Origin of the sequence: Rhodanobacter glycinis (assembly GCF_006438785.1) — a bacterium.
Classification (GTDB): domain Bacteria; phylum Pseudomonadota; class Gammaproteobacteria; order Xanthomonadales; family Rhodanobacteraceae; genus Rhodanobacter; species Rhodanobacter glycinis_A.
The window spans coordinates 271,469-288,487 of record NZ_RCZB01000005.1 but is presented as its reverse complement, the minus strand read 5'-3'; the positions used below and the strand labels follow the sequence as shown (position 1 = coordinate 288,487).

14 protein-coding genes, 4 tRNA genes and 3 pseudogenes are annotated in these 17,019 nt (G+C 63.0%); 5 read left to right on the top strand and 16 right to left on the bottom strand.

The window, feature by feature from the left end:
• Positions 1-94: 94 nt before the first annotated feature.
• The 14 genes and pseudogenes from rplL to EAH75_RS17005 all read right to left on the bottom strand — a co-directional run bounded on the left by rplL (position 95) and on the right by EAH75_RS17005 (position 6,997).
• Entirely contained in the window at positions 95-463 is a 369-nt protein-coding gene (gene rplL / locus EAH75_RS17070) for a 50S ribosomal protein L7/L12 (protein ID WP_140656424.1), read from the bottom strand.
• Positions 464-508: 45 nt separating this feature from the next.
• On the bottom strand, positions 509-1,042 hold the full coding sequence (rplJ, locus tag EAH75_RS17065; protein ID WP_140806315.1) for a 50S ribosomal protein L10: 534 nt from the start codon (positions 1,040-1,042) through the stop codon (positions 509-511).
• A 343-nt stretch (positions 1,043-1,385) separates the two neighbouring features.
• The gene (gene rplA / locus EAH75_RS17060; RefSeq protein WP_140656419.1) at positions 1,386-2,093 is read right to left on the bottom strand and encodes a 50S ribosomal protein L1; all 708 of its coding nucleotides are present in this window, start codon (positions 2,091-2,093) and stop codon (positions 1,386-1,388) included.
• Between the two features lie 3 nt (positions 2,094-2,096).
• Positions 2,097-2,525 (bottom strand): 50S ribosomal protein L11, encoded by a 429-nt coding sequence (rplK, locus tag EAH75_RS17055; RefSeq protein ID WP_140656415.1) that lies wholly within the window; start codon positions 2,523-2,525, stop codon positions 2,097-2,099.
• 239 nt (positions 2,526-2,764) lie between these two features.
• Positions 2,765-3,325 carry a transcription termination/antitermination protein NusG gene (gene nusG / locus EAH75_RS17050; RefSeq protein ID WP_140656412.1) on the bottom strand — a complete coding sequence of 187 codons (561 nt, stop codon included), beginning with the start codon at positions 3,323-3,325 and terminating at the stop codon, positions 2,765-2,767.
• Between the two features lie 7 nt (positions 3,326-3,332).
• Complete coding sequence (secE, locus tag EAH75_RS17045; RefSeq protein WP_140656408.1) at positions 3,333-3,728, bottom strand: preprotein translocase subunit SecE; 396 nt, start codon at positions 3,726-3,728, stop codon at positions 3,333-3,335.
• A gap of 81 nt (positions 3,729-3,809) precedes the next feature.
• Positions 3,810-3,885, bottom strand: a tRNA-Trp gene (locus tag EAH75_RS17040).
• 98 nt (positions 3,886-3,983) lie between these two features.
• Positions 3,984-4,280, bottom strand: a pseudogene (gene tuf, locus EAH75_RS17035) (elongation factor Tu); the annotation flags it as partial.
• Positions 4,281-4,282: 2 nt separating this feature from the next.
• Positions 4,283-5,473: an elongation factor Tu gene (tuf, locus tag EAH75_RS17030; RefSeq protein WP_140806314.1), complete on the bottom strand. Its 1,191-nt coding sequence runs from the start codon at positions 5,471-5,473 to the stop codon at positions 4,283-4,285.
• A gap of 2 nt (positions 5,474-5,475) precedes the next feature.
• Positions 5,476-5,772: pseudogene (locus EAH75_RS17025) on the bottom strand (GTP-binding protein); the annotation flags it as partial.
• Positions 5,773-5,849: 77 nt separating this feature from the next.
• Positions 5,850-5,925: transfer RNA gene (locus EAH75_RS17020), tRNA-Thr, on the bottom strand.
• Between the two features lie 121 nt (positions 5,926-6,046).
• Positions 6,047-6,120: transfer RNA gene (locus EAH75_RS17015), tRNA-Gly, on the bottom strand.
• Between the two features lie 199 nt (positions 6,121-6,319).
• Positions 6,320-6,405, bottom strand: a tRNA-Tyr gene (locus tag EAH75_RS17010).
• Between the two features lie 103 nt (positions 6,406-6,508).
• Positions 6,509-6,997: an acyl-CoA thioesterase gene (locus EAH75_RS17005; protein WP_140653567.1), complete on the bottom strand. Its 489-nt coding sequence runs from the start codon at positions 6,995-6,997 to the stop codon at positions 6,509-6,511.
• A gap of 137 nt (positions 6,998-7,134) precedes the next feature.
• On the opposite strand from EAH75_RS17005, the gene EAH75_RS17000 reads away from it, so the two are divergent.
• Positions 7,135-9,450: a SpoIIE family protein phosphatase gene (locus tag EAH75_RS17000; protein WP_140806313.1), complete on the top strand. Its 2,316-nt coding sequence runs from the start codon at positions 7,135-7,137 to the stop codon at positions 9,448-9,450.
• On the top strand, positions 9,444-9,836 hold the full coding sequence (locus EAH75_RS16995; RefSeq protein WP_428993522.1) for an STAS domain-containing protein: 393 nt from the start codon (positions 9,444-9,446) through the stop codon (positions 9,834-9,836). The genes EAH75_RS17000 and EAH75_RS16995 overlap by 7 nt, the downstream gene beginning before the upstream one ends.
• 18 nt (positions 9,837-9,854) lie before the next feature.
• Here the strand turns inward: EAH75_RS16995 and EAH75_RS19995 are convergent, their stop codons facing one another.
• Both EAH75_RS19995 and EAH75_RS19990 read right to left on the bottom strand, forming a co-directional pair.
• The gene (locus EAH75_RS19995; RefSeq protein WP_241668983.1) at positions 9,855-10,868 is read right to left on the bottom strand and encodes an isoaspartyl peptidase/L-asparaginase family protein; all 1,014 of its coding nucleotides are present in this window, start codon (positions 10,866-10,868) and stop codon (positions 9,855-9,857) included.
• A 180-nt stretch (positions 10,869-11,048) separates the two neighbouring features.
• Positions 11,049-11,555 (bottom strand): annotated as a pseudogene (locus tag EAH75_RS19990) (cyanophycinase); the annotation flags it as partial.
• 504 nt (positions 11,556-12,059) lie between these two features.
• On the opposite strand from EAH75_RS19990, the gene EAH75_RS16985 reads away from it, so the two are divergent.
• From EAH75_RS16985 to EAH75_RS16975, 3 genes are all read left to right on the top strand, one after another.
• The gene (locus EAH75_RS16985) at positions 12,060-12,647 is read left to right on the top strand and encodes an RNA polymerase sigma factor (protein ID WP_140653561.1); all 588 of its coding nucleotides are present in this window, start codon (positions 12,060-12,062) and stop codon (positions 12,645-12,647) included.
• Positions 12,625-13,737 carry a FecR family protein gene (locus EAH75_RS16980; RefSeq protein ID WP_140806310.1) on the top strand — a complete coding sequence of 371 codons (1,113 nt, stop codon included), beginning with the start codon at positions 12,625-12,627 and terminating at the stop codon, positions 13,735-13,737. The genes EAH75_RS16985 and EAH75_RS16980 overlap by 23 nt, the downstream gene beginning before the upstream one ends.
• A 132-nt stretch (positions 13,738-13,869) precedes the next feature.
• Positions 13,870-16,971, top strand: a complete 3,102-nt coding sequence (locus EAH75_RS16975) for a TonB-dependent receptor (protein WP_140806308.1) — start codon at positions 13,870-13,872, stop codon at positions 16,969-16,971.
• Positions 16,972-17,019 lie beyond the last annotated feature (48 nt).

The window sequence follows — 17,019 nt, the reverse complement described above, 5'->3', positions numbered from 1 at the left end:
TCAACTCTTTCGCGCCTAAGCAGGCAAAGCCCGGGGGCTCACGCCCCCAGGCTTGCTTGACGCTAGATCAAACTGACGGCGCGCAAGGCGCCGATTACTTCAGTTCGACCGTTGCGCCGGCAGCTTCGAGGTCCTTCTTGAACTTCTCGGCATCTTCCTTCGACACGGCTTCCTTCAGGACGCCGCCGGCCTCGGTGAGGTCCTTGGCTTCCTTCAGGCCCAGGCCGGTGATCGCGCGGACAGCCTTGATCACGTCGACTTTCTTAGCGCCGGCGGTCTTCAGGATGACGTCGAACTCGGTCTGCGCTTCGGCAACAACGGCAGCAGCGGCCGGACCGGCAGCGGCGACCGGAGCGGCAGCTGAAACGCCAAACTTTTCTTCGATGGCCTTGACCAGGTCCATCACTTCCATCAGCGACTTGGCGGCTACGGCTTCAACGATTTGTTCGTTGGACAGGGACATTTGATTTACCTCTGGAAATGGATTCGGTTTAGATAGACGTCGAACTTAGGCGGGCTCGGCTTCGGCCGGAGCCTCGGCTGTGACTTCGCCACCACCCTGCTTGTCGGCCACAGCCTTGACGGCGCGTGCAAACATCGAGGCGGGTTCGGCCAGCAAACGGGCCAGCATGGACAGAGCCTGTTCGCGGGTCGGCAGCGCGGCCAGCACATCGACGTGCTCAGCCGGCAACAACTTGCCTTCCACCGAGACGACTTTCGCCTTCAGCTTGTCGTTGCCCTTGGCAAATTCCTTGATCAGACGCCCGGCAGCACCGGGTTCTTCCATCGAGAACGCGTACAGCAGCGGACCGACCAGGACGTCCTTGACGACCTCGAACTCGGTACCCGCCACGGCACGCGAAGCGAGCGTGTTCTTGACAACTCTCAAGTACACACCGGATTCGCGGGCCTTCTTGCGCATCGCGGTCATCTGTTCGACCGTGGTGCCCGCATACTCGACAGCAATCAGGGAGTGAGCCTTCGCGGCGATTTCTGCCAGTTCGGCGACTACTTCATGCTTCTGAGACAGATTTAGAGCCATTGCACTCCTCCAAATGAACTCCGCTCACGGCTCCTGCCGCTTGCGGTCCTGGGCGACGCCGTCCTTGACGTCGGGGACACGGGTGTCCCGGGTGTTGGCCTTTCCAGAACACATCGAACAATTCCAGAAGGGGCAGCACCATCTGCGCAGGCCGGATTCATTGAAAATCCGATTAAGCAATCCCGCTGCCGACGACGGCGATTCCATGCCAGTGCGAGCTTCCTGCCCGTCGTCATCGCGCGCTGATCGCGCCTGCGGTCTTTGACAGCGGCACCGACCTGCGGCCGGAGCTGCCTTCAAAAACTGCCCACACCGACGAGATCGCCGGTGTGGGACTTGAGTCTTACTTGGTGGCGATGGTCAGCGACGAGGTATCGACGGCAACGCCGACGCCCATCGTGCTGGACAACGCCACTTTCTGCAGGAACTGACCCTTCGCCGTGGACGGCTTGGCTTTCAACAGGTCGGCGATCAGCGTGTTGAGGTTGTCCGCGAGCTGGGACGCCTCGAAGCTGGCCTTGCCGATGGTGGCGTGGATGATGCCCGCCTTGTCGTTGCGGAACTTCACCTGGCCGGCCTTGGCGTTCTTGACCGCGGTGGCGACGTCGGCGGTGACCGAGCCATCCTTCGGGTTCGGCATCAGGCCACGCGGACCGAGCAGCTGACCGAGCTTGCCGACCACGCGCATCGCATCCGGCGTGGCGATCACGCGACCGAAGTCGAGATCACCGGCCTGCATGCGCTCGGCCAGGTCGTCCATGCCGACGGCGTCGGCACCGGCGGCCTTGGCGGCCTCGGCCTTCTCGCCAGGCGGGCAGAACACGGCGACCTTGACGGTCTTGCCGGTGCCGTGCGGCAACAGCGAAGAGCCGCGCACGCCCTGGTCGGATTTCTTCGCGTCGATGCCCAGACGCACGGCCACGTCCACCGACTCGGCGAACTTCGCCTTGGCGTTGTCCTTGACGATCTTCAGTGCCTCTTCCAGGCCGTAGAACTTGCCCAGCTGCACGGCGGCCGTAGCCGACTTCATACGCTTTGTGAGCTTTGCCATGTCTTAACCCTCCACCACAAGGCCCATGCTGCGGGCGCTACCGGCAATGGTGCGCACCGCGGCGTCGAGATCGGCAGCCGTGAGATCCGGCTCCTTCTGCTTTGCCACGTCTTCCAGCTGCTTGCGGGTGACCTTGCCGACCTTGTCGGTATTCGGCTTCGGCGAACCTTTGGCGACGCCGGTGATCTTCTTCAGCAGGATCGTAGCGGGCGGGGTCTTGGTGATGAAGGTGAAGCTGCGATCGGAGTACGCGGTGATGATCACCGGAATCGGCAGACCCGGCTCCAGTTTCTGCGTGGCGGCATTGAACGCCTTGCAGAACTCCATGATGTTCAGGCCGCGCTGACCGAGGGCTGGGCCCACCGGCGGCGACGGGTTGGCCTGACCGGCCTTGACCTGCAGCTTGATGTAACCGACAACTTTCTTTGCCATTGGATTTTCCTCGCGAGTCCAGGCGCCTTCCGGCTCCTCGCTGTTCACCGTTCCATGGATGGAAGGAAGATCTGCCTCATGCAGATCTGAAAACGCGGGCACGCCGGATCAAAAAAGACCCAGCGTGAACCGCGCAGTATAGAGATTTATTGGACCGTCAGCAATCCCCGTGCCAAGAACCGCCGGATGCCAAGGATGAACGATCAGACCGCCTCGATCAGACCAGGCCCGATAGGGCCTCAGGCCTTCTCGACCTGACCGAACTCCAGCTCGACCGGGGTCGAACGACCGAAGATCAGCACCGCGACGCGCAGGCGACTCTTCTCGTAGTTGACTTCCTCGACCACGCCGTTGAAATCGTTGAAAGGACCCTCGGTGACGCGGACCATCTCGCCCGGTTCGAACAGCACTTTCGGACGGGGCTTCTCGACGCCTTCGCGCACCCGACTCAGGATTGCGTCAGCCTCGCTGTCCTTGATCGGCAGCGGACGATCGGCGGTACCGCCGATGAAACCCATCACTTTCGGGGTTTCCTTGATCAAGTGCCAGCACTCGTCGTCGATCCGCGGTGCCTTGCCCTCGGTATTCGTCTCGATCTGCACCAGCACGTAACCGGGGAAGAACTTGCGCTCGCTGCGACGCTTCTGGCCGCCGCGCATCTCGATGACTTCCTCGGTCGGCACCAGCACTTCGCCGAACTTCTCTTCCATCTCGGCGCGCTTGATGCGCTCCTCAAGGGAGCGCTTCACCTGATTCTCGAAGCCCGAATAGGCGTGCACCACATACCAGCGCTTGCTCATGCTCACCTCAGCCACCCAACTTCAGTAGCCAGTCGAGAATGACCGACTTAAGGATCAGATCGATCAGACCCAACAGCAGCGACAACACGATCACCACCAAGATGATGATGCCAGTTGTCTTGATCGTCTCGTCGCGCGTGGGCCAGACCACCTTGCGCATTTCGAACTGCGATTCGGCGATGAAATTGCGAACCCGGCGTCCCAGCGCAGTGAACGCGGCGATCGCCAGCGAAATCACCAGCGCGGCCAGCACACCAAGCATGCGCACCGACGAGGGAATACTGCCGTCTCTGCCGAGCCAGGAATAGGCAAAGATACCGGCAACCAGCACCAGCCCCGCCAGTACCAGCTTGCCGATGTCGGCGGCGTTCGTGCCCTTGGGCTGTTCTGCCTTGGTATTCATGCACTAGTGATCAGGTGTCAGCAGCATGCCGTGCCTTGCGGCCGACCTTGCCATCGTCACCCGTCTCGATCCTCGGGGAAGTGGCACGCCAGGAGGGACTTGAACCCCCAACCTGCGGTTTTGGAGACCGCTGCTCTGCCAATTGAGCTACTGGCGTACATGGCTTGAACTTGAAACACGACGGCGAGCGGCTTGAATCCGCTCGCCCCGTGGCCTTGAAGGCGTCGCGCCGAAACGCACCGCCATCTGTATAGCTTACTTGATGACCTTGGCCACCACACCGGCACCGACAGTGCGGCCACCTTCGCGAATGGCGAAACGCAGGCCTTCGTCCATCGCGATCGGGTGAATCAGGCTCACCACCATCTTCACGTTGTCGCCCGGCATCACCATCTCCACGCCGTCCGGCAACTGGCAAGCGCCGGTCACGTCGGTCGTGCGGAAGTAGAACTGCGGACGGTAACCCTTGAAGAACGGCGTATGACGGCCACCCTCGTCCTTCGACAGCACATAGACTTCGGCCTCGAAATCGGTGTGCGGGGTGATCGTGCCNCTTACTTGATGACCTTGGCCACCACACCGGCACCGACAGTGCGGCCACCTTCGCGAATGGCGAAACGCAGGCCTTCGTCCATCGCGATCGGGTGAATCAGGCTCACCACCATCTTCACGTTGTCGCCCGGCATCACCATCTCCACGCCGTCCGGCAACTGGCAAGCGCCGGTCACGTCGGTCGTGCGGAAGTAGAACTGCGGACGGTAACCCTTGAAGAACGGCGTATGACGGCCACCCTCGTCCTTCGACAGCACATAGACTTCGGCCTCGAAATCGGTGTGCGGGGTGATCGTGCCCGGCTTGGCCAGCACCTGGCCACGCTCCACGTCGTCACGCTTCAGGCCGCGCAGCAGCAGACCGGCGTTGTCGCCTGCCTGACCCTGGTCCAGCAGCTTGCGGAACATTTCCACGCCGGTGACCGTGGTCTTCTGCGTGTCGCGGATACCGACCACTTCGATTTCGTCGCCCACCTTGATGATGCCGCGCTCGATACGACCGGTCACCACGGTGCCGCGGCCGGAGATCGAGAACACGTCTTCCACCGGCATCAGGAACGGGCGGTCAATCACGCGCACCGGCTCCGGGATGTAGCTGTCCAGCGCATCGACCAGCTTGATGATCGACGGCACGCCGATCTCGCTCTGGTCGCCTTCCAGCGCCAGCTTCGCCGAACCGTGAATCATCGGCGTGTCGTCGCCCGGGAAGTCGTACTTGGACAGCAGCTCGCGCACTTCCATCTCGACCAGCTCAAGCAACTCGGCGTCGTCCACCATGTCCGCCTTGTTCAGGTAGACCACGATGTACGGCACGCCGACCTGACGGCTCAGCAGGATGTGCTCGCGCGTCTGCGGCATCGGGCCGTCCGCGGCCGAGCACACCAGGATCGCGCCGTCCATCTGCGCCGCACCGGTGATCATGTTCTTCACATAGTCGGCATGGCCCGGGCAATCGACGTGCGCGTAGTGGCGCTTCGGCGACTCGTATTCCACGTGTGCGGTCGAGATCGTGATGCCGCGCGCCTTCTCTTCCGGCGCCGCGTCGATCGAGCTGTAATCCTTGAACTCGCCACCGAAACGTTCCGCACCGACCTTCGTCAGCGCTGCCGTCAGCGTCGTCTTGCCGTGATCCACGTGACCAATCGTGCCGACGTTGACGTGCGGCTTGGTGCGTTCGAATTTACCCTTTGCCATGNCATCTGCGCCGCACCGGTGATCATGTTCTTCACATAGTCGGCATGGCCCGGGCAATCGACGTGCGCGTAGTGGCGCTTCGGCGACTCGTATTCCACGTGTGCGGTCGAGATCGTGATGCCGCGCGCCTTCTCTTCCGGCGCCGCGTCGATCGAGCTGTAATCCTTGAACTCGCCACCGAAACGTTCCGCACCGACCTTCGTCAGCGCTGCCGTCAGCGTCGTCTTGCCGTGATCCACGTGACCAATCGTGCCGACGTTGACGTGCGGCTTGGTGCGTTCGAATTTACCCTTTGCCATGCGCGCTAAACCCCGATGGAGTCAATGAATTGAAAGGAACATGCCCTTGAGGGCGTTGACCGTGAGGTCGAATGAAATGGTGCTCATGACAGGAATCGAACCTGTGACCTCTTCCTTACCAAGGAAGTGCTCTACCGACTGAGCTACATGAGCGTGTATTTCAGCCGTCCTCCATGACGGCGAAGACAAGACCGGCATCCTGCCGGACTCTTCAAAAATTCGTCGACCTCTGCATTTTCTGCACGGGTCGATCACTATGACAGATGCAGCGCAATGGAGCGGAAGGCGGGAATCGAACCCGCGTAATCAGTTTGGAAAACTGATGTTCTACCATTGAACTACTCCCGCCCTGCGCGGAACTCTTGCTGGTGGAGGGAGGTGGATTACTCCGGGCATCCTGCCCTCCGCCCCTCCGGGGCCGCGCCGCTTTCGCGTCGCGCTCAAAATCGCTCCTGCGATTTTGCCGAACCACGGCGATGGATCTCTTCCACCTCCACGGCCCTGCATGTCGGATCTCTACAAACTTGATTACCGATGGCACTCAAGCTGGTGGAGGGAGGTGGATTCGAACCACCGAAGGCGTAAGCCAGCAGATTTACAGTCTGCCCCCGTTGGCCGCTTGGGTATCCCTCCAACAAAGAACGCGTATTGTGTGGATCGGGCCCTGAGCTGTCAACACCTTGTGGCGCCAATCCGGCATGTGGAGGCGAATTTCCGCGGATATCCGGCAGCAATATCAGCCCGGTGATGCGCCGCGCAGGTCGACCAGTTGCTCCATGCCCTTGGACAATTCCAGCAACTGTTTCGCCTGCGACTGCAACCGGCGCTCATTGTCGTCGCGCGGTTCCCAATGCGGCACCGGAGTCGGCTTGCCGTCCGGGCTGTCCAGTGCCACAAACACCATCACGCAGCTGGTCGCCAGCCGCTGTTCGTCCTTGCGCAGGTCGCGTGCCAGCACGTCGACCGCCAGGTGCATGCTGCTGGTGCCGGTATGGATCAACCGCGCCCGCACCGTGACCAGGTCGCCGATGAGGATCGGCGCGACGAACTGGATGCCGCTGACCGATGCGGTGACGCAATACGCCCCGCTCCAGCCCACGGCGCAGGCGTATCCCGCCTGATCGATCCACTTCATCGCCATGCCGCCGTGCACCTTGCCGCCAAAATTGACGTCGGTGGGCTGGGCGAGAAAGCGGAACGTCACTTCGTGCTGCTGTCCTGACATCGGTCTGCTACTACCTGTGGGCAAGGTCCGAAAGCATGATTATGCATCGACTGCCGACCTCGCCACAGTTATCGCGCCTGCCGTCTTGCGGCCGGCATCGCTTCATGGCTAGATGCAAAGCGGGAGGGGGAAGCCGCATGGTCTTGCGCAGCATTGCATCGCGAATGGCGCTATGGGTTCTCGCCGGCTCGACCCTTGTGCTCGCTACCATAGGCGCGCTGTTGCTCAGCCTCACCCGTGCGCAGGTCCTGCAGCACACCCATCACGAAGCCGCCGCCCTGGCTGCCAGCGCCGGCAGCGAGATCCAGGCCCGGATCGACCGTGTCGCGATCTCGGCACAGATGCTCGCGACGATCATCGCCACGCGCCAGGACAATGCCGAGCCGCTATTGCGCGACACATTGCAGGCCAATCACGACATGGACGGGCTGGCTGCCGTATTCAGGCCCTCCTCGAACCCGGTCGACACCCCTCCCTACTCACCCTTTGTGAGCCGCGCAGACAACGGTGCGCTGGCCAGTCGCGATCTGTCCCGTGATGGCAGGCCTTACTGGAACAGCAACTGGTTCCTGGGCGGACTGAGCTGTTCGGCTGGTTGCTGGCAGCGTCCGTTCCTCTCACTGTCGCGACAACGCCAGCTGATCAACTATTCGGTCGCCATCAGCCACGAGGGGCATCCTGTCGGCATCATCAACGCCGACGTCACGCTCGACTGGCTGCATCAAATCCTCGGACATCTGGACAAACCGGAAGGCGCCTATGCCTTCGTGCTCGACAGTGATGGCAATTACCTGGCGCACGACAATCCTACCCTGGTGGGCAAGCGCGGCGCACCGGCCCTGCTCGAAGTATTGGCCAGCGACCAGGCTGAATCGGTGCGCCTGCCAGTGGCGCAGAACGCGCAGGTGCACGGCGCGGTGTGGGTGTACTCCGCGCCGATCGAAGGCACCCGCTGGCGGCTCGGCCTGGTGGTGCCGGAGGCCCAGATCTATGCCGGCGTGCGGCGCATCTTCCTGTGGAGCCTGCTGCTGGGCATGCTGGCGCTGCTGGGCGTTGCCCTGATCACCTTGCTGACCGTCCGCCGCACGATGGCGCCGCTGGGCATGCTGGCCGACCGCGCCGAACATGTCGCCCGCGGCGAACTGGATTTCGAGCTGCCTTCGACCAGCCGCCACGACGAAGTGGGACGGCTCACCCAGTCGTTCGACCAGATGCGCCACGAACTCGCGTTGCATCTGCAGGACCTCGCGCGGGTGGCACGGGAAAAACAGAGGCTGGCCAGTGAACTGGAAATCGCCCACCAGATCCAGATTGGCCTGTTGCCCAGCGAGCACTACCTCGACGCCGTCTGCGCCTACTTCGAACTGCATGCAGCGCTGCGCCCCGCGCGGGCAGTCGGCGGCGATCTCTACAGCTACTTCATGCTCGACCCGGAACGTTTCTTCGTGATGGTCGGCGACGTCTCCGACAAAGGTATCCCGGCGGCCCTGTTCATGGCACAGACCATTACCCTGGCCAAGGCGCTGGCGCCGCGCGCGCAGACGCCGCGGAATCTCCTGCGGTTGCTCAATCTCGAACTTTGCCGAGGCAACGACAGCTGCATGTTCGTCACCCTGCTGTGCGGCCTGCTCGACACCGGCAACGGCAGCCTGGAGCTGGCCAGCGCCGGGCATGAACCGCCCATCCTGTGTGGCCACGGTGCACCGCGGCTGCTGGATTTCATCACCGGCGCCGTGCTCGGTCTTTACGAAGATTCAGACTATCCCGAGCATCACCTGCGCCTGCGTCAGGGCGAGACCTTGCTGATGTATACCGATGGCATCACCGAAGCCAGCGACCACCATCAGCAGATGTACGGCATCGAACGCACCGTGGAATGCCTCGCGCAGGTTCCCCCAGCCGCCCCCACCGCGGGCTATATCGAACGGCTGCTGGGGGATGTCGATCGCTTCGTGGCAGACGCCGCGCAGGCCGATGACATCACCCTGCTGGCGCTGACCTGGCATGGTGCTGCGCAAGCGGACGCCGAGGTATGCGTCGCCAGCCGGCTGGCGGATGTATTCACCGGACTCGATCGCTGCGAACACCTGCTGCAGAAAGCCAATGTTCCATCCTCGCTGCGCGGCGACATGCGCCTGGTGCTGGAGGAACTCATGGTCAACACGATCGAATACGGCTACCCCGACGGAGGTGCCGGCCAGATCCGCGTCCTGCTGCAACCGCGGCCGGATGCCGTCATGGTCGAGTTGATCGATGACGGGATTGCCTTCGACCCGCTGCAATCCGTCTACCCGAGCCTCCCGGGCGATCTCGCTGACCGCGAACAGATCGGTGGCCTCGGCATTCACCTCGCACGCACCGTGACCAGCGAGATGCGCTATACACGGGACGCGCATGGCAACCATCTGCTGCTTCGTTTCATCTACCCGAACCAGAACGGATCTTCATCATGACGCTCAGTCTGCACAGCGAATTCCCGGCACCCGATCGTGTCATCGTTCAAGTGGGCGGTCGTCTCGACGCGATGACCTTCGGCGAACTCGACGAAGCCATGCTGGCCCTGCTCCCGCGGCTCGACGCCGGCGGCACCGTGGTGATTGATCTGGCCGGCCTCGAATATGTCAGCAGCGCCGGGCTGCGCAGTTTCGCCAAGATCCGCAAGAGCATGCGCGCCCGCGGCGGGCATACCTTGCTGCTGAACCCGCAGCCGCAGGTGCGCAAGGTATTCGACATCGTCAAGGCGGTGCCGGTGAGCGAGGTTTTCACCAACACGCAGGAGCTCGATGCCTATCTGGATCGCATGCAGCGCCAGATCATCGAAGGCGACAGCGACGCCTGATCAGCGTCGCGCCTGCCGTCAGCGCGACGACTGCGGCAAAACCAGTGGATCGCCGCTGTAGATCGCCACGTGCGGCACGCCATCGGCGCCGATCCAGCCGCGGTACATGCCTTCGGTGTTGAACGGCATCGACACGCTGCCGTCGGCACCCAGAATGATCGCACCGCCGTCACCGCCCATCTGCGGGATCTCTTCGTTGATCACCGCCTTGCCGGCCTGCTCCGCTGATTCGTTCAACTCGGTCATGCGCAGGCAGATCTCGCGTGCTGCGGAAACGCGGATGTAGAACTCGCCCCAGCCCGTGCCCGACACCGCGCAGCCGACGTTGGCGTAGGTACCCGCGCCGACGATCGGCGAGTCACCCACGCGTCCATACCGCTTGTCGGTCATGCCGCCGGTCGATGTGCCCGCCGCAAGCCGGCCCTGGCTGTCGCGGGCTAGCGCGCCGACGGTGCCGAAGTGCTTGAGCGCCAGCAGCCGTTCGGTCAGCGATACGCCGGCCGCATCGTCCTTCAATGCTTTCTGCAACTCCTGCCAACGCCGGTCGGTGCGAAAATACGACGGCTCGACCAGCTTGAATCCCTGTTCCGTGGCGAAGGTTTCCGCGCCGTCGCCGACCATCATCACGTGCGGCGAATGCTCCATCACGGCACGCGCCAGCAGGATGGGGTTTCTCACACGATGCACTTCCGCCACGGCGCCGGCGGCCATGGTCGAGCCGTCCATGATCGACGCATCCAGCTCGTTCTTGCCGTCGTGGGTGAAAACGGCGCCCTTGCCGGCGTTGAACAACGGATCGTCCTCCAGCACGGTGATTGCCGCCGTCACCGCATCGGTCGCAGCCTTGCCTGTCTTGAGTTCGGCGTAGCCCTTGCGCAAGGCAAGCTCCAGCGCCGCACGCGCGTCGGCTTCGATCCGTGGCGTCATGCTTGCACGTTCCACGCCCGCGCCACCATGAATCACCAGCAGCGGTGCGTGTTCGCCGTGCAGGGTCAGCTCGCCATCGTGGACATCGGCGATCGCGTCGAACACCGGCCGGCTGACCTTGAAATCCTTCAGGTCGATGCGGCTTTGCGCACCCACGCCGGTGATGTGCGTGCCGCGGTATTCGAGCGGCTTGCCGGCCTCGATCCGATCAGGCACACCCTTCGGCTGCACCAGCCAGGCGAAGCCGTTGTCGATGGTGAACAGCCGGCCGATGCCGTTGCCATCGACGCACAGCGCTGCATCCTGGTCCACGCCCAGACCGACGAGATCGGTATGCCCGGCATGGCGCAGGTTGGCGACGAATGCAATCAGCCGACCCAACCGGTCGCGCTTGTGAAAGTGCGTGTCGGTGACCACGCGCTGCATGTTCGGCAGGTGCATGAAATCGTCGACGAGTGTCATGGCCTTGCCGAGCGGATCGTGCATCGCCTCTTTCGAGGTGATGCTGCCGCCATCCATCGCACCATAGGCGTAAGCACCGAGGATGGCCAGTCCGGCGCTGGTGCCGCCGATCGGCTTGCCCTGCTCCACGTGCTGGTTCAGCGCCACGTTCAACGGCGTGCCCTTCCAGAAGTTCACGTAGTTGGACTGATCGCCACCGGCGATGAAGATGCCATCGGCATGCCGCACGATGTCCAGCACCTTCGGATCGCTGGCTGCCTCGCGACTGTGAAACACCAAGGTCTGCACCGAAGCGACGCCACCGACCTCGGTGTAGAGCTCCTTCTGCATGCCGTCTTCACCGGACGCGCGAAGGATCACGAAATGTCCGTGCCCGCCCTTGGCCGCGAACCAGGCGAATGCCTTGTGCGGCCATTTGCCCCCGCCCATCAGCATAAGAGCCGCCTCGGTGTGCCCCGGCGTCGGCGTTTTCAGATCACCGATCTGGTAGTACTCGTAGCCCTGGCGGACCGCCGCGGGATCCGGCGACGCCGCTGCCGCTGCGCTGCAGGTCATCAACAGGCACAGGGGAAACGCCAGGGGAAACGCCAGCGAAAAGCCGGTGCGGAAAAGGCGCTGCGAATGGCTGGGCGAAGTCATCGGTCAATGGTCCGTCGGGGGAGAAGACAAGTGGTTGTCCAAACGATTGCGCAATGCGAACGATCACGCGCAGTGCAATGGTCGGGACGAACGGGCGACGCATATCCCCCACCCGATGCACGTATCGCATGCCATGTGACCGGACTGGTGTCATGACGCTGTCATTGGCGCGTAGATTGGCGTTACTGTCCGCGCGTGGACGACTCACTCGACAACTGGTTCATACGCGAAATCCTCGTGCACGAGCGCGCGCTGATGCGCTATCTGCTGCGCAGCTGGTACCGCCGCGAGGAAATCCACGACCTGCGCCAGGACATCTATGTGCGCGTCTACGAGGCCGCCGCGAAAGCGCGCCCGGCGATGCCGAAGTCCTTCATGTTCACCACCGCGCGTCACCTGATGACCGACCGGCTGCGTCGCGCGCGTGTCGTTTCGATCGATGCCGTGGGTGATCTGGACGCGCTGAACGTCTTGGTAGATGAGATTTCACCGGAGCGCCGATTGAGCGCGCGGCAGGAGCTGAAACAGCTGACCGAAGCCTTCGACCGTCTGCCCGAGCGCTGCCGCGAAGTGCTGTGGCTGCGCCGGGTCGAGGAATTACCGCAAAAGGAAGTGGCACTGCGCATGGGTATCGGCGAAAAGACAGTGGAAAAGCAGGTTGCCAAGGGCATGCGGCTGATCGCGGAATATTTTTACGGTGGTGGCCACACGCACCGTTCGCGGCAACGCGCGACAGCGGACGCTGAGCATGGAGATGGCCATGGCCAGCAGCAGGCAGATTGAACTGATCGCCTCCGCGTGGCTGGCCAGGCGCGACGGAGATGGGTGGTCAACACAAGATCAGCTGCAGCTGGACGCGTGGCTGCGCGAATCCACCGCGCACCGCGTGGCGTATCTGCGCCTGGACGCCGCGTGGCGACAAAGCGATCGTCTGAAGGCGCTAGGCGCCGGCGTACCCGCAGGGGTTGTGCCCGAACGCGGAGCGTGGGGACTGGCCCCGCTGCCCGAGTCGCACGCGATGCCATCCGGATCCGGAACCGATGACGAGCCGTCTGCGCCGGCGAGAATCGCTGCGGCACATCGCTTCAGTGCTTCGTCGCGCGCCATGCGCAGGGCATCGAAGAGCCGGCCTCGCCGGCTGCTTCGCTACGCCGCGGCGGGCTTCGCGCTGGTCGTGCTGGCATCGCTGGCATGGGGCTGGCGGCACTACGCGGCGGTGGACCAGGCCTCGTATCGCACCGCCATCGGTGGCTTGCAGGATGTGCCGTTGCCCGACGGATCGATGATCACGCTGAGCAGCGACAGCCGCATCCTGGTCACGCTTTCCCGCAGCGAACGTCACATTGACCTGCAGCAGGGCGAGGCGTTCTTCAAGGTCGCCAAGGATTCCGGTCGTCCCTTCGTGGTCAGCGCCGGCGATCGCCGAGCGATCGCGGTCGGCACGCGCTACGATGTACGTCGCGACGCAGGCGATCTGCGCGTCATCGTGACCCAGGGCGTAGTGCGGCTGGAGTCGGACAACGGACCTGGCGGACACGATCGGCCGAGCACCCTTCTGCCTGCCGGCAGCATCGCATTGGCCAGCGATGCCGGCGTGATGGTGAATTCGGGATCGGTGCAGCGGGCGGAGGAATTGCTCAGCTGGCGCAGCGGCTTCATCTCCTTCCACGATACGCCGCTGGCTTCGGCTGCCGCGGAGTTCAATCGCTACAACACCCGCAAGATCGTCATCGGCGACGCCTCGATCGGTACCCTGCGGGTGGGTGGCAATTTCCGCTGGTCCAATGCAGAGACGTTCGTACGATTGCTGGAGCTGGGTTTTCCGGTTCGCGCCGTGCGCGGCAAGGACACCATCGTGCTGAAGAGTCGCTAACGGGCCTCGGACTTCACCGGCGGCTTTGGACCGCCGCGCGCACGAAGAAGCGACGGGCGGGATTTGCATCGCACGTTCGTCACGCTAATCAATCGGCGCCATCGTGCGCGCCGCCCTGGGGAGAGGGTGACCATGATCCGTTCGTTCCGCACTACCGTGCTCGCTTTGGCCTGCTCGCTATCGGTCGCCGCTTACGCGCAGACCAACCTTGTCCGGCCTGTCAGTATTCCCGCCGGAGATCTCGTCACGGCACTCGACAGCCTGGCCCGGCAATCGGGTGCGCAGTTCATCTATCAGGCGGATCAGCTGCGCGGCCTGCACACGCCGGGGGTCAGCGGCTCGCTGTCCACCGACGAAGCGCTGAAACGCCTGCTGGCCGGCAGCGGCTTCAGCGTGCACCACGATGCCTCCGGAGCCATGGTGATCGTGAAGGGCGATGGTCCGCGCGTTCCGCCGTCGTCGTCTCGTTCCACGTCAACGAGCCGACCCGTGCGCAGCGGTGCCGACCCGGCGTCGGCGACGAAGCTGCAGGCAATCGTTGTCACCGGCTCACGCATTCCGCGCGCGCAGATCGAGGGGCCGGCACCGGTCACTACCATCACCTCGCAGGACATCGCCCGCAACGGCTTTGCCACCGTCTCCGACGTGATGACCTCCCTGACCCAGAACCTCGGCGCGCTCGACAACAACCAGAGCACCGATGGTTTCTCGCCGGGTGCGCAGGCGGTCGATCTGCGTGGGCTCGGTCCCAACCACACGCTGGTGCTGGTCAATGGCCGGCGCATCGCCGACTACCCGCAGGCCTACGATGGCAACAGCAATTTCACCGACATTTCCAACCTGCCGACTTCGCTGATCGATCGCGTGGAAATCCTCAGCGGCAGCGCCTCGGCGATCTACGGCTCCGACGCGATGTCGGGCGTGATCAACTTCATCCTGAAGAAGAAGGTCGACGGCACCACCTTCGATTACCGCGTCGGCGACACCCAGCACGGCGGTGGCAGCTCGCAGCGGCTGCAGATCAGCAGCGGCTTCTCGAAGGGCAGGTTCGATTCGGTGTTCGGCCTGGAACTCTACGAGACCCAACCGATCTGGGACTACCAGCGCAGCTTCACCGATTCGCGTCTGGACAGTCCGGCCAAGCCTTCCCGTATCGTGGCCGGCCATACGTTCGTTCGCCAGGACGTCAACGGCAATTACCTCGATCCGGGCAAGGCCACCTGCGACAGCCTGTCCCATCTGGATCAGGGTTCGGTTTTCTATGCGTCGCGTTCCGGGTATGCGCCCGACAACAACGGCGGGCCCGGCTATTACTGCGGGAGCTACGACGACCTTGACTACGGCACGCTGGAGAACGGGCGCAAGTCCGCCAACTTCTTCGGCTCGGCCACCTACCACGTGAACGATCACATGGATCTGTTCCTGGACGTGCTGGCCAGCACGTCCCACCAGGACAGCTACAACACCTCCTTGAAGTGGCTGAACTGCGAGAAGCTCAACGGCGATTGCACGCCCACGCCGTTCTACAACCAGGCCACCGGCCAGGTCGAGCAGTGGGAACGCAACTATTTCACGCTCGAGGAAAACGGCGGCCTCAGGCCCGGCGAAATCCGCAACATCAACAACACGCTGTCGCTGACCACCGGCTTGAAGGGCAGCTTCGGCCACGACGACCAGTGGAATTACGAAGCCTCGTTCGGCCACTCGCAAAACCAGCTCAAGAGCAAATGGCCGGCGCTGATCGCAGCCAAGGCGCAGGCCCTGTACCTGGGACCGTCGCTGGGCGTCGATCCGGACAGTGGCTATCAGATCTACAACGCGCCGATCAGCCGCTTTTACACACCGCTGACCGTGGCACAGTTCCGCTCCATCACCCAGGACTCGATCGACCGGGACAAGAGCCGCTCCGAGGACTGGTCCTTCACCGTCAGCAACACCGAACTGTTCCATCTACCGGCGGGCTCAGTCGGTTTCGCTGCCGTGGCCGAATACGGCAACCAGTATTTCGGTTTGAAGCCCGATCCGCTCTCGCTCGATGGCAGCTATTACGGCCTGCACAACGCCGTCGCGGTCGGTTCGCGCGACCACTCCGGGCTCGGCGTGGAATTCAGCGTACCGGTGTTCTCGCAGCTGATGCTTACCGCTGCAGGCCGCTACGACAAATACGAGTACGGCGCCAACTCGTCGGGCAAGGCCACCTATGCGCTCGGCTTCGAATACCGCCCTTTCAAGACCTTGCTGCTGCGCGGCTCGCTGGGCACGGGCTTCCGCGCGCCCGATCTTGCCTATCTGTATGCCGGCGACAGCGGCTCCAGTTCCAGCGGAACGGACTATTACCAGTGCCGCCTCGATGAACCGGACACCGGCCCGGACTATTACGACAACTGCAGCAACGGCAATGTGGATTTCAACGGACGCAGCCACGGCAGTACCGCGCTGAAGGACGAAACCAGCAAATCCCTCACCTACGGCTTCGTGTATTCGCCGACGCCGAACCTGGACTTCACCGCCGACTACTACAACATCAGGGTGAACAACGAAGTCGAGTACCAGGACAGCGACAAGGTCCTGCGCGAGGAGGCTGATTGCCGCCTGGGTGTGGACGCCAACGGCGCCCCGGTCGACGGCAATTCGTCATTCTGCCAGCAGGTCGAAAGCCAGGTCGTGCGCAACTCACCGACCGCCGGCTACAACCCGAACGGCATCACCTCGGTGCTGGTACTTCCGATCAATGCCGCCACGGACCACACCGCGGGCGTCGACTTCGACACGCACTATCGCCTGGCCACCGACCGGTTCGGCAAGTTCGATTTCCACGCTGGCGCGACCTACGTGATCATGCATCGGACACGGCTTTCGCCCGACTCGCCGGTCGACAATGAAATGACTGACATCTACTACTACCTGATCCCGCGTACCAAGGCCAACGCCTCGGTGACGTGGACCTACCACGACTTCACCACCACGCTCTACGGCTCGCGCATGGGCGGCATACCGAACTACGACGGCACACTTCGCCTCGCTCCGAGCTTCAATTACAACGCGACGCTCAGCTACAACGTCACCAAGAACTTCAACCTGTCGCTGGCCATCGACAACCTGTTCGACACCAAGCCGCGGCGCGACCCCACCTGGACCAGCTACCCGTATTACTACATCCCCTGGAACAACCCGATCGGCCGCGCCATCTTCCTGGAAGCGAACATGAAACTGGGCGGCAGCCATAGTGAGTGAACCGGAGATGCAGCGAGATGCCTTGAGCGGCTTCTCGACCGGTGAATA

Excerpts from the sequence above, each read along its gene's own strand:
- EAH75_RS17000 (WP_140806313.1), top strand. The coding sequence starts at position 7,135 with ATGGTCTTGCGCAGCATTGCATCGCGAATGGCGCTATGGGTTCTCGCC.
- secE (WP_140656408.1), bottom strand. The coding sequence starts at position 3,728 with ATGAATACCAAGGCAGAACAGCCCAAGGGCACGAACGCCGCCGACATC.
- EAH75_RS16980 (WP_140806310.1), top strand. The coding sequence starts at position 12,625 with ATGGCCAGCAGCAGGCAGATTGAACTGATCGCCTCCGCGTGGCTGGCC.
- rplA (WP_140656419.1), bottom strand. The coding sequence starts at position 2,093 with ATGGCAAAGCTCACAAAGCGTATGAAGTCGGCTACGGCCGCCGTGCAG.
- rplK (WP_140656415.1), bottom strand. The coding sequence starts at position 2,525 with ATGGCAAAGAAAGTTGTCGGTTACATCAAGCTGCAGGTCAAGGCCGGT.
- rplL (WP_140656424.1), bottom strand. The coding sequence starts at position 463 with ATGTCCCTGTCCAACGAACAAATCGTTGAAGCCGTAGCCGCCAAGTCG.
- nusG (WP_140656412.1), bottom strand. The coding sequence starts at position 3,325 with ATGAGCAAGCGCTGGTATGTGGTGCACGCCTATTCGGGCTTCGAGAAT.
- rplJ (WP_140806315.1), bottom strand. The coding sequence starts at position 1,042 with ATGGCTCTAAATCTGTCTCAGAAGCATGAAGTAGTCGCCGAACTGGCA.
- EAH75_RS17005 (WP_140653567.1), bottom strand. The coding sequence starts at position 6,997 with ATGTCAGGACAGCAGCACGAAGTGACGTTCCGCTTTCTCGCCCAGCCC.
- tuf (WP_140806314.1), bottom strand. The coding sequence starts at position 5,473 with ATGGCAAAGGGTAAATTCGAACGCACCAAGCCGCACGTCAACGTCGGC.
- EAH75_RS16975 (WP_140806308.1), top strand. The coding sequence starts at position 13,870 with ATGATCCGTTCGTTCCGCACTACCGTGCTCGCTTTGGCCTGCTCGCTA.